This is a genomic window from Nocardia stercoris, from assembly GCF_003696265.1.
GTDB lineage: Bacteria > Actinomycetota > Actinomycetes > Mycobacteriales > Mycobacteriaceae > Nocardia > Nocardia stercoris.
The window spans coordinates 357,560-371,938 of record NZ_RFFH01000003.1 but is presented as its reverse complement, the minus strand read 5'-3'; the positions used below and the strand labels follow the sequence as shown (position 1 = coordinate 371,938).

Below are 14,379 nucleotides of genomic sequence, written 5' to 3'. Positions count from 1 at the left end.
GTGGGCGTGCTCATGCGGTCGGCACCCAGTTGCCGTGAAAACCGTTGGGCACCCGCGCGGGCAGATGCACTGTGGCCACATGGTCGAGGGTGCCCGCGTCGAGGATGACCAGGTCGCTGCGGCCGGTCTCGTGCCGGTAGACGAAGCCCATCACCACGCCGTCGTCCTCCGGCGTGCCGGGTCCGCTGGGCACGTGGATGAACTCACCCGGTTCGCCGTCACCGTCGAAGGAGACCACCTCCGTCGTCCCGGTGGTGACGTCGTTGCGCAGCAGCGTGTCCGCCGATCGTGTGTCCGGAACATTCAGGCGCGCGACCGAATAACCGAACCGGTGCCGCCGCCCGATCAGTCGCTCGTCGACGCGCGGGAACTCCTGTCGCCGATCGTCCAGCGGGGCCTCCGTGATCCGTCCGGTTGCCAGGTCGGCAGTCCATCGATGCAGGGCCGGCACGCCGATCGTGGGTTCGTTGTGGCCGTTGACGAACGTGCTGGGGTGCCGGACCGCGTCGATCACGATCCGCTGGCCCTCCTCGTAAGCGTTGAGCGTGTGGTAGACGAAGCACGGCTCGATCTCGAACCAGCGGACCTTTGCCGCCGTCCGCTCTCTCGGCAGCACACCGATCCGGGCGCCGTAGCTGGGGTCCCAGCGGTAGGGCAGCTGGAGGTTCTTGGGTTGTACTCGATGCGACAGGCTCATCGCCGCAGCCGCGAGCGGAGACGGCGTGCTATGGGTGGAGAAGAACCGGTTCAGCAGCTTGTTGCCGAGGTCGAGCACCACCGGAAGGTCGTAGATCAGCACGTAGTTCTCGGTGAGCGCGAAGTCGTGGATCATGACCGAGCCGCGCAACGGGATGTCGACCTCGCGCCGGATCCGGCCATCGACGCCGGTGACCGAGTAGCGGGCCAGGTTCGCGCGCAGCGGGTTGTAGGACACGGCATGCAGTTCGCCGGAGACCGGATCCCGTTTGGGATGGGCGGTGTAACCGCCCCGCAGGGAGCCGCAGAAGTCGCTGGGGCCGACGGTGTCGAGCTCGTCGTCGAGTTCGTAAGGGCGAGCGCCGGTTTCGGTCAGTGCCAGGGTGCGCCCGGCATGGCCGATGATATTGGTGTTGGCGGCGAAGTCGAATCCGCCGCGCCACGGGCCGCCGCGCCACTCCTCGCCGAGGGCGCGCGCGACGCGCGCCGAGCGGACCCAGCGATTGCGGTACCACTGGGCGCGACTGTCGCCGATGCGCAGCCCGTGCACCATGCCCTCACCTAGAAACCATTGGTAGGTCTCGGGATTCGGGTCGATCGGATTCGGGCCGATGCGCAGGAATCGTCCGTCGAGGTAGTCGGGGATGCTGCCGGTGACCGGTAGGTCGTAGGCGGTCACCTCCTGGGCCACCGGGCCGAAATTGCCTGCGAGATAGTGGTTTTCCGACACCGGGAGCGGGGCGGAACGCTGTGTGGAGGTCATGGTTCCAGCCTGCGCGCCCCGGCCCGTCGCCGCGACGACCGCTCGGCTGACGGTGGTGTCCGTCGATCGGTGGACAGTATGCGCCGGTGGCCGGAACGAGCCGCGGGCCCGGGAGGGGGGTTAACGGGTGCGCCGTAGTGCTCGAAAGGTGGAGGGAGAACGGCACATCGCCGTTCGGTGAAGGAGGAGCCGAGGATGAACCAGAGTCGGACGATGAGCATCGGGGCGGTCGCGGCGGGAATGCTGCTGAGCGCGGCGGCCGCCGGGGTGGCGGGCGCCGACGACCCGGCCATGACCGTGGACGCCGCGATCCCGTGCGCGGGGAACACGTACACGATCACGGTCCCGGCCATCAAGGTCCCGGCCGGATCGAATTCCTATCACTTCCTCGACGGCGCGACGTTGAGCACGGCGACCCAGATCGACGCCGACCAGCCCACGGTCCGCGGCGCGGACTTCACCTCCGCCTGGACCCCGGCCGCCGCCGGTGACCACAAGCTGTGGTTGGCCCTGAGCGGCGGCACCGGTGGGTTCCTGGGCCCGGTCGTCTTCACCGTCCTCGACGCGGGCGACCCGACCTGCACGCCCAGCACCACGGTTCCCGTGACGTCCACACCCGTCCCGACCACCACCTCGGTGCCCACCGGCCCTTCGGATCTCGGTACGTGGCTGACGGCGCTGCTGTCCTCGCTGTCGGCATCCGCCTAGGCTCTGTCTCGGAGTGTCGAGGGCATCTCGGTGGTTGCGACGCATGGGCCGGCGCGTGGGGCCTGTTCGCCGCCTGACAGCCGTCCCTGGCGAACACCGAAAGCAGCTGTGGCTTGGATGTTCCGGAGTATTCTGATCGCAGCTTCTGGATCGAAATTGGAGGAAGCGGTGGGACTCTTCAACAGGAAGCCCATGGCAGAGCGTCAGGCCGACGCCATGCAGCAGGCCGACCGGATCGTCAAAGGCAAAGGCTTTACCGGCAAGCTGACCAAAGCGGTGATGGGCAGCGAATTCACCAATGCGATGCAGGGTGCGATGAACTCTGCCAACCAGGCCCAGCAGGTTCAGGGGTTACTGGCGAGCGGAGTACCGACCGAGACTGCGACGGTCGTGCAGGTGCAAGACACCGGGCAGACGATCAACGACAACCCGAATGTCGTTCTCGTACTTGACCTGGGCGGTTCGCAGACCTCGATCACGACCCTCGTGTCTCGCCTCGAGATCCCCCGTGCGGGTGACGCGGTGCTGATCGTCCGGGAGCCGCAGTCGGGTGCACTGCTGTACGCCGGACTGGCACCACGCGGCTAGCAGGACGCAGGGCGCGGTGTCTGGGCCCGGTCGCACGGGTCCCGACACCGCGTCCGGGCTCAGCTCTTCGCCAGGGCGACAGTCGGTTTCGGCTCCCGCTCGCCGCGACCGCCCGCCGCGGTCTTGGCGAGCGGGATCAGCATCGCGATCACCGCGGCCACCAGGCAGACCACGCTGCCGATCAGGAAGACCGTGCGGAAACCGTGCTCGGTGGGCACATTGTGCCCGTCCATCGAGATGGTCATCTGGGCGAGAACCGCGCCGACCACGGCGGCGGAGGTGGAGGTGCCCAGTGAGCGCATCAGGGTGTTGAAGCTGTTGGCGGCGGCGGTCTCCGACTGCGGGACCGCGCCCATGATCAGGGCGGGCATCGCGCCGTAGGCGAAGGCCACGCCGCTGCTGACCACGATGTTGACCACCAGCAGTCCCCAGATGGATCCCATCAGCGGCAGTGCGACACCGTATCCGGCCGCCATGACGAGCGCGCCGATGACCAGCGTGACCTTCGGGTTGCGGGCCGCGGACAGTTTCGCGCCGATCGGGGAGACGACCATCATCATGATGCCGCCGGTGGCCATCCACAGGCCCATCTGGATCATCGACTGACCGAGGCCGTAGCCGAGCGACTTCGGCAGCTGCATCAGCTGCGGCAGGCTCAGTTGCAGCGCGTACAGGCCGACGCCGACGGCGATGCTGGCGAGGTTGGTGACCAGCACCTGCGGCCGGGCGGTGACCCGCAGGTCGACCAGCGGTTCGGGGGAGCGTAGTTCCCACCAGCCCCAGATCAGCAGGACGACGACGGCTGTGGTGAACAGCCCGATGGTGGTGCCGCTGGTCCAACCCCAGTTCGCGCCCTTGGAGATCGGCAGCAGCAGGCTCACCAGGCCGCCGCCGAGCAGCACCGCGCCGAGCCCGTCGAAGCGGCCGGACGAGCCTTCGGAGGTGCCCTCCGGGACCACGACGTAGATGAGTGCGGTCGCGATCCCGACGAGAACCGCTGCGGCCCAGAACATGACGCGCCAGCTGCTGAATTCGGTGATTGCCGACGCGAGCGGCAGGCCGAGGGCGCCGCCGATACCCAGCGAGGAACTGATCAGGGCGATGGCCGAGCCGAGGCGTTCGGGCGGCATCACGTCGCGCAGCAGCGCGATGGCCAGTGGGATGGTGCCGACGCCGAGGCCCTGCAGTCCGCGCCCGGCGACCATCTGGATCAGTGAGCCGGCTGTGGCGCACACGACGGATCCGGCCAGCAGCGGCACGGTCGACAGGATCAGCATGCGGCGCTTGCCGAACATGTCGCCGAGCCGGCCGGCGACCGGGGTCGCGACGGCGGCGACGAGCAGTGTGACCGTGACGACCCAGGACGTGTTCGTGGGGGTGGAGTGCACGATGCGCGGCAGTTCACCCAGCAGCGGCACCACGAGCGTCTGCATCAGGGAGGCGACGACTCCGGTGTAGGCCAGCACCGCGAGCATGGCGCTCGCGTTCGCCCGGGCCGACGGCGCGCTGTGGTCGCCCGGCCGCGCCACGGATTCGGATCTGGTCATGGCTGGGTTCTCCCTCACGAGTCGACGATAGATGTACTATACACATGATGTGCATGATGCACATTCAATGTGTCGTGCACGCCACGTAGGCTGGGGGCAATTGAGGAGGTGCATTGACGACGCCCACCGAGCGGCTCGAGTTCGAGACCATGCTCTTCGGTCGCTACAGCCTGATCTCACGCAAGAACGTGGACAGCGGGCTCGACCGCAGCGCGTACCTGTTGCTGAGCGTGCTGCGCGTGGAAGGCCCGATGTCGATCGGGCAGCTCAGCGACTCGCTCGGGCTGGACGTCTCCACCCTCAACCGGCAGACCGCCGCGATGCTGCGCGCCGGCGTCGCCGAGCGGATCCCCGACCCCGACGGTGGCATCGCCCGCAAGTTCCGGGTCACCGAAGCGGGCATCGCCCGGCTGGATGCCGAACGCGCCCAGAGCATCCACCACCTCGACGCCATCCTCGCCGACTGGTCCGAGCAGGACATCACCGCGCTGGCGACCGGGCTGGCCCGGTTCAATGCGTCGATCGAGAACTACCGCCACCGGGTGCGGTCCCGCGGCTGACCGCTACGTCCCCGGCGCGCGGTGGTCGGTCGGCGTGTGGACGATGTCGAACCAGTCGTTGTTGCGGGTCGGGTCCGGGCGGACGCGGTCGACGAACTCCTTGTCGGTCAGAATCACCACATCGACATCCCTGCGCGAGACTTCTTGCCCGGCAGGGTTCTTCGTGATCATCGTGCGCGTCTTACCGTCCGGGGTGAGCCACCAGTCGCCGTGCGCCGCCGGGGCGTCGTCGAGTCCGAACGCGGTGAAGGTGCCGTTGCGGGCGAAGTACACGAAGCCGAGGTAGGGCCGCACGCGGTCGTCGGTGAGTGGCACCGGATCCCCGTGCGGGTCCTGGACGGCGGTCGTCTGCCACGGCGTCGCCGTCAACAGCGTCCCGAGCGAGTCCGCCGCCACGGTCGGTGGCGGCGGACTCGACACGGGTGTCGTGGGGGAGAAGAACGCCTGGATGCTGCCGCAGGCCGTGACCAGTCCGCAGACGGCGACCGCTGCGAGGGCGCCGGTGGTGCGGATCGCGATCGGGGTCATACCCCATTCCTATCGGTTGCCGACGGGGGATCCGGGAGGCTCGGCCGGTCGGAGCGCGAAGACGTGCTGCGCCGCACCGGTGCACTAGGCACGACCAGGCAATACGAGGACAATTGACCCGACTGGTACGCCCCTGCCTCGTCGAGCCAGCCGTCGCTCTGATCCATCATCAGCCGAATCGAGAATGCCGATCACTCACCGTTCAGGAGCACCGCGATGTCCACCATTCATCTCAACCACACGACTACCGTGACACCCGAGCAGTTCCTCGCCGCGCTGACCGACTTCGGCCCGGGCCGGTCGCAGGTGTTCGGCAACAGCGCCGACAAATACCTCCAGGTACACGACCGGACACCCGATCATGCCGACGTCACCGAGGGCTCGAGCGGCATCTGGGAGCGTCTGGACTACGACTGGTCCGACCCGCGCCACATCGTCATGAAGACCACCGACTCCAACCTGTGGGGCGGCGCATCGGGCCACACCTACACCCTCACCTCGATGCCCGACGGGAAAACCGACGTGGATGTCGTCGTGGTTCGCGAGGGCAAGAACCTCAAGGGCCGCATGCTCGAGGCCGTGCTCGGGACTGTCGGCAAGGGAGTCCTGGACAAGGCGTTCGTCAACACGATCAAGGCTGTCGAAGCCCGAAACTCCGGCCGGCGGACCGACGGCCCGGCGTAACCACGTTCCATCCCTGCAGTGCCCGACATGGAGAGCGAGGATGAAGATGCCCACTCATCGTGCAGTACACGTCGCATCGGCCGGGGAGAAGTTGACCCTCGTGGACGTCGAAACCCGGTCACCCGATCCAGGTCAGGTTCGAATCGCAGTGTCCGCGTGTGGAATCTGCGGCACCGACCACGGTTTCGTCAACGGCGGATTCCCCGGGACGACCTGGCCCCTGACACCGGGCCACGAAATAGCCGGAACCATTGCCGAACTCGGTGCCGGTGTGGCCGGTTTCGGTCTCGGGGACCGCGTCGCGGTGGGATGGTTCGGGGGTCACTGCAACCGGTGTGTTCCCTGCCGCCAGGGCATCTTCATCCACTGCGAGAATCTGCAGGTCCCGAGCTGGCAATATCCGGGTGGGTACGCCGAGTCGGTCACGGTTCCGGCCAACGCCCTCGCTCGCATCCCGGATGAGCTTTCCTTCGCCGACGCCGCGCCGATGGCCTGCGCGGGAGTGACCACCTTCGACGCCCTGCGCAAGACCCGTGCGCTGCCCGGTGATCGGGTGGCCGTCCTCGGCGTCGGCGGTCTCGGTCACCTCGGGATCCAGTTCGCCCGCGCGATGGGGTTCGAGACGATCGCGATCGCCCGCGGAACCGGCAAACGTGACGACGCCCTCGCGTTGGGGGCGCACCACTACGTGGACTCCACCGCCGGCGACGTCGGCGACAGCCTGCGAGAGCTCGGCGGGGTGTCCGTCGTGCTCGCCACCGCCGCGAACTCGGCAGCGATGGCCGCAACGGTCGGTGGCCTCCTCCCTCGCGGCGAACTGGTAATCATCGGCGCCGCCACCGACCCGCTCCCGATCAGCCCGCTGCAGCTGATCATGCCCGGATACAGCGTGACCGGCCATCCGGCAGGCACCGCGCGCGATGTCGAAGAGGCGATGCGGTTCGCCGTCCTCGCCGGCGTTCGGGCCCGCATCGAGGAACGTCCCCTGTCCGACGCCGCCCAGGCATACACGGACGCGGACGAAGGACGAGCCCGCTACCGAATGGTCCTCACCATGTGAACCTGCCTGCCGCGGGCGCGGACTGCCACGGCTACTGTTCGAACACCAGCAGCGGTTTGCCCTCGTGTCCGGGAGCTTCGGCCGAATAGACGGCCTCACTGAACTTTTCGACCGGGATCGGCCGGCCTTCGGGCACGCGCAGCGCGCCGCTGTCGACCAGCCGAAGTGTCCGGTCGATCACTGCGGCCATGCGATCCTTCGGGGTCTCGGTGATCCAGCGGAACAGCCAGAACCCCCGAACGGTCTTCGTTTCGTAGATCAACGAGCGGGCGAAGATCGGGATGGCGAGTTTGGCGGGATCGGTTTGGCGGTGCGTCGACAGCGCACCGTAGACGACCAACTCGCCGTGCGGTGCGAGCGCACGCGAGACATCCGCACCCACCTGACCGCCGACACAGTCGATCGCCTTGGATACGCCGTCGGGGCGGGCTATCTCCGCCACCCGTGCGCGGAGGTCTTCGTCCTCAGTGCAGATCACCGCGGTGCCCCCCAATTCGAGGATGCCCTCGACGGCGGATCGACGGCGGACCACGTTGAGGGTGTCGAAGCCGACGTGCGCGCCGAGCTGGATAACCAACTGTCCCACGGTCGATCCGGCCGCGGTTTGCAGGAGCCATTCGCCCGGTCGGACATCGAGTTCTTCACTGGTCAAGATCACGGCCGTGAGCGGATTGGTGAGGATCTGAGCGGCCGTGGAATCGCTCATACCGGCCGGAACGGGCCGGACGCGCTCGGCCTCGGCAATGACATACTCCTGCCAGGTGCCCGTGACTCCGATCGTGAAGACACGCTGCCCGACCTCCAAACCATCTGTGCCGCTACCGAGTTCGTCGATCACGCCGACGGATTCGATTCCGGGCACGGCAGGGAACTCCGGGGTGAATCCGTACCTGCCGCGGACGGTATGCAGATCACTGGCATGGACAGGTGCCACTCGCACCCGGATCCGGACCTCACCGGGACCGGGCTCCGGAATCGGGCGGGTGCGCAGCTGTAGGACTTCGGACGGTTCGCCCATGGTGTCGGCAACGACGGACCGCATGGTTGTCATCTCCCGGACGCTCCTTCGGTCGGATCCCACACGGTTCCGTATGGATATCCCATTCCTATCGGTTGTCGGCAGGGGGATCCGGGAGGCTCGGCCGATTGCGGGGTACCGCTACGGGTGCGTCGTCACCCCGGCCGCCGGGTCCGCGGTGACGACGCTGTGCGTGCCTGCGCGGCGGCCCGAGAAGACGGCGTCGGCCAGCGACAGGCCGCTGACGTAACCGTTCGAGCAGATGCCGACCGCCGCGCGGCCCGCCGCGAACAGGCCCGCGATCGGGTTGCCGTCCGCGTTCAGCACGGCGCCGGTGTCCTCGTCGACGACCAGGCCGCCGAGGGTGAGCATCGGGGTCGGGTAGGCGACGCGGGCGGCGAACGAGATGTCCAGCAGCGCAAAGGGTCCCGTGCGCAGCGGGCGGCGGATGTCGTCCGGCTTGCCCATCGGGTCGGGCTGCTGCTCCTCGATGGCCCGGTTGTGCCGGTCCACGGTCTCCCGCAGCCCGGCCGGGTCGATCCCGGCGCGGCGGGCCGCCTCCTCGATCGTGGCGCCCGACTTCCGGCCGACCCGCAGCAGCCATTCGGCCTGCATCCGCTGGAACCACACCGACTGACCGGGCAGTTGCCGCCGCGCCTCGGCCTCGAGTTCCGCGTCGACCAGCAGCCACGCCCGGTTGCCGGGGCTGGTGGCGAGCGCCGCGCCCAGGGCGGCGCCGTAGCGGGACTCGTCGATCATGCGCTGTCCCAGGTTGTTCACCGCGATCGAGCCGAAGAAGGCACTGGACGGGGCGATGAACCGCCAGGTCGAGATCGAATCCATCTTGCCGGTCGAGGCACCCGCGGCCACCGCCATCCGGATACCGCTGCCGTCGTCGCCGGCGGTGCCCAGCGGCAGGCCCTCGCGCCACGGGTAGTCCGGTGCGTGCTGGGCCACCATCGCCTGGTCGGCGATGAACCCGCCGGTGGTGAGCACCACGCCCGATCGGGCTTCGATCCGCACCCGCTTGCCGTACCGGCGTTCGATCCGGTCCAGTTGCGCCTGCACCACTGCGCGCAGACCCTGGTGGTACACACCGGGTTTCGCCGAGATGCGGGCCAGCGCCGCGAACCGGCGCCGTACCCCCTTCGGCGCGCCCTCGAGCGTGAGGGCCTCGACGCCGGCCACCCGACCGTCCTCGACGACCAGTTCGGTCACGCGCGTGCCGGTGTGGACCCGGACACCGCGCTGGGCCGCCGATTCGGCCAGCGGCCAGAACAGTTTCTTGCCCGAGACGCCGCGCCCGTGCGCGCGGTGGCCGCGCTGCGCGGGTTTCGCGATGGTGCGGTAGCCGCCGGCGTTCTCCGAACCCGAGTAGTACAGGTAGTAGTCGTCGGTCGGGTACGAGGTCTTGAACGGGCACAGCGAGGGATCGAACGGGACGCCGTGTGCGGTCAGCCAATCGATCATGCTCACCGATTCGTCGCAGAAGCGGCGCAGGGTCCGCTCGCTCACCGCGTCGCCGACCTCGGCGCGCAGGTAGGCGAACATGTTGTCCACGTCGTCCTCGACCCCCGCCGCGCGCTGCACCCAGGTGCCGCCACCGGCGTACACGATGCCGCCGGACAGCGCGCTCGCGCCGCCGCCGAGATACCGGTCCAGCACGAGCACATCGGCGCCCTCGGCACGCGCGCTGAGCGCCGCGGACGCCCCGGCCGCGCCGTATCCGGCCACCACCACGTCAGCCGAGTGATCCCATGTCCGCACCACGTGACAACCTTCCGGTCGGTCTTCGCGCGGCCCCGTCGCCGCCGCCAGAACTATAACGTGTTCTAGGTTGCGTCGGGTTCGGGTTCGCCACACGCCGGCGGCGGTCTGTGCCGTGGGTTGTGGGCCGGAGATGTCGACGGCTTTCAGCGCCGGCTCAGAACAGCCGGTCGCCAAAGGGTTCCGGCACGGGGGTCGGCTGCATCGGTACCGGCTCCTCGTCGTCGACGGCATCCTGGAGCGCGTCGATCTGGTCCTGGACCACCCCGGCGCGCTCCACCAACTCGACCCGGTCGGGCTCGGTGAGGCTCTCGGCACCGAGCTTCTCGAAGACGCACGAGAGCGCCGACCGCAAGTCCTCGAGCTTCATGTCCGACTCCACGCGACCGACCCTACGTCCGAACCGAACACGCATGCGCTCCAGCCGCGTTCTGTCGGCCGACCGGGGCGAACGGGCCGCCGGGCCCGATCCGATCAGCTGGTCCAGGGTGCGGTCGACAGAGCCGGCACCGCCTCGGAAACGTTCAGGACGCGGGTGGTTCGCTGCGTGATCCGCCAGTCGCTCGAGGTGCGTTCGAGCGCACAGTGATTCCTCTGTTACGACAGGTGCCGGTCGACCAGGGCGCGCAGCGCGGCCAGCTGGTCGCAGTAGTGGGCGGCGTCGGTGGCTCGTACGGTGCAGGTCAGGTGGGTGGCTCCGGCCGTGCGCAGCGACTCCAGCCGGCGCAGTGAATCCCGTTCGTCGCCTTGGGGATCCAGTGGCACGCCGGGGGAGAGCACCACGTCGAAGCCGGCGGGGGCGGCGAGCATGCTCGCGATATCGGCGGCACGCAAGCCGAACGGCACCCAGCCGGTCCCGAGGGTCAGCGCGCGCCGCAGCGAGCGCCGGGTGCGCCCGCCCACCCAGATCGGGACCGTGGTGCGTGTGGCGTGCGGTTCGAGCACGAATCCGTCGACCTCTCGCTGCCCCCACGCGGCGCGCAAGCGGGCCAGTGCCGCGTCGGCCAGCGGGCCCCGGTCCTGCCACGCCGCCCCGAGCAGCGCGAATTCCTCAGCGAGCGAACCGACTCCGACACCGAGCACCACGCGGCCACCGCTGAGCCGGTCCAGCGTGCCGTAGCTCTTGGCCAGCGCCAGCGGATGGTGGTAGCCGAGGACCAGCACCGAGGTGGCCAGGCGGATCCGGGTGGTGTGCGCGGCCAGGAACGACAGGGTGGCCAGCGGATCCCAGTAGGTGACGCCGCGCCCGGCGGCGGACGCGGCGGGGACCCCGACATGGTCGGCGCAGGTGAGGTGGTCGAAGCCGAGATCGTCTGCGGCGCGGGCGATCCGGGTGAGTTCCTTGGGTCCGGCGGTGGCCTCCCACGGCGACGCGATTCCCGGCACCTGCACCACGATCGGGGTGGACAGGCCCAGGCGCAGTGGGTTCACAGCGCTCATCGCGACTTCCTCACCCGGGGGAAAGATCTCGGCATCCCCTTGTTCTACAAGGTGCGCCGCCGAAAAACTAGAGTGAATTCTAGTTCAATGGCCTAGAGTAGCGGTCATGCCGCGAATTCCCGAGTCCCGCGCCCCCGGCCGGGTGTCGACCGCCCGCCAGGAGGAGCGCCGCGCCGCCATTCTCCGCGCCGCGGCCCGTCTGGGCGCGGAGCACGGGCTCGACCGGGTCCAGATGAACGAGGTCGCCCAGTCCGCCGGAGTCGCGCTCGGCACGCTGTACCGCTACTACCCATCCAAGCATCACGTGTTCGCCGCCGTCCTCGATACCGCGGTACGCGATCTGCCGGAGCCCGCGGGCATCCCGGCCGACCCGGTCGTCGGCGTCACCGAGTTCCTGTCCCGCGCGACCGCCGAGCTGCTGCGGCACCCGCGCCTGGCGCGGGCCATGCTGGTATCGATGAACGCGGTGCGCGGGGAGGAGCCGGTGCTCGCCCCCGGCGGCGCGACGGGCGCGGAAAACGTTATCTGGCAGGACTATTCGATGCCCGACCGCATCCTCGCCGCTGGTGGCATCCTGGCGCCCACGGCCGAGGACCGCCGCCTGGCCCGGTTGCTCGAGCAATGCGTCTACGGCATCCTGACCTGGGCCACAGCGGGCCGGCTGACCACCGACGAAGCGCTCTCCGACATCCGGCGGGCCTGCGAACTCCTACTCTCGCCGTGGCAGGAGCAGGGCTGAACCGCTACATCGGTGTGATGGCGCGAACGGTCAGCATGTGGTCGGGTCCGGGGCAGATGACCTTCGGCCACCACAGGGTCAGGGACTCGGTGTTGTCCGGCGGGTAGACCCGGATCGTGTCGGTGTGGACTGCGGCGCAGCCCTCCAGTAGGGAGTCGTTCTCGATGAACTCGAACTGGGCCGCGGCGTTCGGTGCGACGGTGACCGGTGCGGGGGTGGCCGTCTGCTCGCGGTCGGCCGGCTGGCCGACCGGGTCGCCGGTCGGGCCGTTGGTGTAGGAGACACCCGGGAATCCCTGCAGGACACATGAGTTCGCGCTGTGGTTGATGAGGCGCAGGAACCAGTGGCCACCCTGGAGTCCGCCGACACCCTTGTCCAGGGTGAGTTGGGACGTGGTGCACTTGCCGGGAGCGGGTGCGCCCGGGTTCGGTGCGCCGCCCGGCGAGCCGTTGTCGCTGCCCTGATTGTCCGTCGGCGCACCGGAATTCGGGCTACCGCCGGGTCTCGCCGGGGCAGGGTTCGCGCCGCCCGGCCCGGGGTTCGCGCCGCCGGGTGTGCCGGGGGTGGCGCTGTCGGGTGCGGAGACGGTCACGGTGACCGGGCCGCTGGTGAGGGTGGAGTTGCAGCCGGTCAAGGTCAGCGTGGCGGCGGCGAGGAGCCCGCCGGCAATCGAGTACCGCTTCATCGTTGGATCGCCTCTCGATCGGGAAACCGGTGCACGGTCCCACCTGGTCCGAGACCGCCGGGGTCGGCGGTCGACGGCGCGTGGCCGGAAAAAGGTGCTCCGGGTGCTGCCGTCGCCGGAACATCGTCGCGGATCCCGGAAGCGCAACAGCGCGGCGGGTTCTGATGTGGTTGGGCCGCGCGCGAATTCGCCACGCGCAGCCACCGGGGTCGAGCGGGTGCATGGCCGTGACGTGGCCCGATCGAGCCTCCCGGAGCCGGTGACTGTAACACCGTGTCCGACCAAAATCCAGACGTTGACGAGACGTCGTGTCACACTTATCTTACCGATACAGCCTGTCTCACATACATGGGTTACGCGGTACACAGGAGTTCTTGCATGACACAGAAAGTGTTCGTCGTCGGCGTCGGCATGACGAAGTTCGAGAAGCCGGGCGGTCGGGAGTGGGACTACCCCGACATGGCCCGCGAGGCCGGCACCAAGGCGCTCGAGGACGCGGGCGTGGACTACGACCGGATCGGGCAGGCCTACGTCGGCTACGTCTACGGCGAGTCGACCTCCGGGCAGCGCGCGGTCTACGAGCTGGGCATGACCGGCATCCCGGTCGTCAACGTCAACAACAACTGCTCCACCGGGTCGACCGCGCTGTTCCTGGCCGCGCAGGCCGTGCGCAGCGGTGTCTCCGACTGCACGCTGGCCCTCGGCTTCGAGAAGATGCAGAAGGGTTCGCTCGGCTCGACCTACGACGACCGGGAACAGCCGATGATGCGCCACCTCATGGCGCTCGCCGAGCTGCAGGAATTCGCGATGCCGCCCGCGCCGTACATGTTCGGCGCCGCCGGCAAGGAACACATGGAGCGCTACGGCACCACCGCCGAGCAGTTCGCCAAGATCGGCGTGAAGAACCACAAGCACTCGGTCAACAACCCGTATGCGCAGTTCCAGCAGGAATACAGCCTCGAGGAAGTGCTGGCAGCCAAGCAGATCTACGGCCCGCTGACCAAGCTGCAGTGCTCGCCCACCTCCGACGGCTCCGGCGCGGTGATCCTGGCCAACGAGGACTTCGTCGACCGCCACGGCCTCGCCGACCGGGCCGTCGAGATCGTCGGCCAGGCCATGGTCACCGACATGCGCTCCACCTTCGACACCGAGAGCGCGATCAACCTGGTCGGCTCCGACATGACCAACGTGGCCGCCCGCCAGGTCTACGACCAGGCCGGATTCGGTCCCGACGAGGTCGACGTGATCGAGCTGCACGACTGCTTCTCGACCAACGAACTGCTCACCTACGAGGCGCTCGGCCTGTGCGCGCCCGGCGAAGGCGGCCGCCTCGTCGACGACAACGCCACCACCTACGGCGGCAAGTGGGTCGTCAACCCCTCGGGCGGGCTCATCTCCAAGGGGCACCCGCTCGGCGCCACCGGGCTCGCCCAGTGCAGCGAGCTCACCTGGCAGCTGCGCGGCACCGCCGACGCCCGTCAGGTCGACGGCGCCCGAATCGCCTTGCAACACAACATCGGACTCGGTGGAGCGGTGGTCGTCACCGGCTACCGGCCCGCCAACCGCTGACCTTCCACCACCTCGCAACAAGGAGCA

The 14,379-nt window shown here is 68.8% G+C and carries 15 protein-coding genes; 7 read left to right on the top strand and 8 right to left on the bottom strand.

What is annotated here, in order from left to right; all coding sequences use genetic code 11:
- Positions 1-10: 10 nt before the first annotated feature.
- Entirely contained in the window at positions 11-1,459 is a 1,449-nt protein-coding gene (locus tag EBN03_RS10135) for a carotenoid oxygenase family protein (protein ID WP_122187679.1), read from the bottom strand.
- 195 nt (positions 1,460-1,654) lie between these two features.
- Between EBN03_RS10135 and EBN03_RS10130 the strand changes: the two genes are divergently transcribed.
- Complete coding sequence (locus EBN03_RS10130; protein WP_147471511.1) at positions 1,655-2,167, top strand: hypothetical protein; 513 nt, start codon at positions 1,655-1,657, stop codon at positions 2,165-2,167.
- Between the two features lie 192 nt (positions 2,168-2,359).
- On the top strand, positions 2,360-2,755 hold the full coding sequence (locus tag EBN03_RS10125; protein ID WP_147471510.1) for a hypothetical protein: 396 nt from the start codon (positions 2,360-2,362) through the stop codon (positions 2,753-2,755).
- 59 nt (positions 2,756-2,814) lie between these two features.
- Here the strand turns inward: EBN03_RS10125 and EBN03_RS10120 are convergent, their stop codons facing one another.
- A complete protein-coding gene (locus EBN03_RS10120) occupies positions 2,815-4,302 on the bottom strand; it encodes an MFS transporter (RefSeq protein WP_199742704.1) in 1,488 nt (495 codons plus the stop codon).
- 113 nt (positions 4,303-4,415) lie between these two features.
- Here EBN03_RS10120 and EBN03_RS10115 point away from each other — a divergent pair, with 113 nt between their 5' ends.
- Positions 4,416-4,862 carry a MarR family winged helix-turn-helix transcriptional regulator gene (locus EBN03_RS10115; protein WP_233608285.1) on the top strand — a complete coding sequence of 149 codons (447 nt, stop codon included), beginning with the start codon at positions 4,416-4,418 and terminating at the stop codon, positions 4,860-4,862.
- Positions 4,863-4,865: 3 nt separating this feature from the next.
- Here EBN03_RS10115 and EBN03_RS10110 read toward each other — a convergent pair whose 3' ends face one another.
- Positions 4,866-5,390 carry a DUF4822 domain-containing protein gene (locus EBN03_RS10110; RefSeq protein ID WP_122187676.1) on the bottom strand — a complete coding sequence of 175 codons (525 nt, stop codon included), beginning with the start codon at positions 5,388-5,390 and terminating at the stop codon, positions 4,866-4,868.
- A 216-nt stretch (positions 5,391-5,606) separates the two neighbouring features.
- Here EBN03_RS10110 and EBN03_RS10105 point away from each other — a divergent pair, with 216 nt between their 5' ends.
- Positions 5,607-6,074, top strand: a complete 468-nt coding sequence (locus EBN03_RS10105) for a hypothetical protein (RefSeq protein WP_122187675.1) — start codon at positions 5,607-5,609, stop codon at positions 6,072-6,074.
- Positions 6,075-6,120: 46 nt separating this feature from the next.
- Positions 6,121-7,134, top strand: coding sequence for an alcohol dehydrogenase catalytic domain-containing protein (locus EBN03_RS10100; RefSeq protein WP_122187890.1), 1,014 nt, complete (start codon positions 6,121-6,123; stop codon positions 7,132-7,134).
- A gap of 31 nt (positions 7,135-7,165) precedes the next feature.
- Here the strand turns inward: EBN03_RS10100 and EBN03_RS10095 are convergent, their stop codons facing one another.
- From EBN03_RS10095 to EBN03_RS10080, 4 genes are all read right to left on the bottom strand, one after another.
- Entirely contained in the window at positions 7,166-8,152 is a 987-nt protein-coding gene (locus EBN03_RS10095; RefSeq protein ID WP_267899271.1) for a zinc-dependent alcohol dehydrogenase family protein, read from the bottom strand.
- A 141-nt stretch (positions 8,153-8,293) separates the two neighbouring features.
- Positions 8,294-9,919, bottom strand: coding sequence for an FAD-binding protein (locus tag EBN03_RS10090; RefSeq protein WP_122187889.1), 1,626 nt, complete (start codon positions 9,917-9,919; stop codon positions 8,294-8,296).
- 157 nt (positions 9,920-10,076) lie between these two features.
- Positions 10,077-10,289 carry a hypothetical protein gene (locus tag EBN03_RS10085; RefSeq protein WP_158675581.1) on the bottom strand — a complete coding sequence of 71 codons (213 nt, stop codon included), beginning with the start codon at positions 10,287-10,289 and terminating at the stop codon, positions 10,077-10,079.
- 227 nt (positions 10,290-10,516) lie between these two features.
- Positions 10,517-11,341: a TIGR03619 family F420-dependent LLM class oxidoreductase gene (locus EBN03_RS10080; protein ID WP_122187888.1), complete on the bottom strand. Its 825-nt coding sequence runs from the start codon at positions 11,339-11,341 to the stop codon at positions 10,517-10,519.
- Between the two features lie 124 nt (positions 11,342-11,465).
- Here EBN03_RS10080 and EBN03_RS10075 point away from each other — a divergent pair, with 124 nt between their 5' ends.
- Positions 11,466-12,098: a TetR family transcriptional regulator gene (locus EBN03_RS10075; protein ID WP_122187672.1), complete on the top strand. Its 633-nt coding sequence runs from the start codon at positions 11,466-11,468 to the stop codon at positions 12,096-12,098.
- Positions 12,099-12,102: 4 nt separating this feature from the next.
- On the opposite strand, the gene EBN03_RS10070 is transcribed toward EBN03_RS10075, so the two are convergent.
- Positions 12,103-12,783 carry a DUF4232 domain-containing protein gene (locus tag EBN03_RS10070; protein ID WP_122187671.1) on the bottom strand — a complete coding sequence of 227 codons (681 nt, stop codon included), beginning with the start codon at positions 12,781-12,783 and terminating at the stop codon, positions 12,103-12,105.
- A gap of 378 nt (positions 12,784-13,161) precedes the next feature.
- On the opposite strand from EBN03_RS10070, the gene EBN03_RS10065 reads away from it, so the two are divergent.
- A complete protein-coding gene (locus tag EBN03_RS10065; RefSeq protein ID WP_122187670.1) occupies positions 13,162-14,352 on the top strand; it encodes a lipid-transfer protein in 1,191 nt (396 codons plus the stop codon).
- The last annotated feature ends 27 nt before the right edge of the window (positions 14,353-14,379 follow it).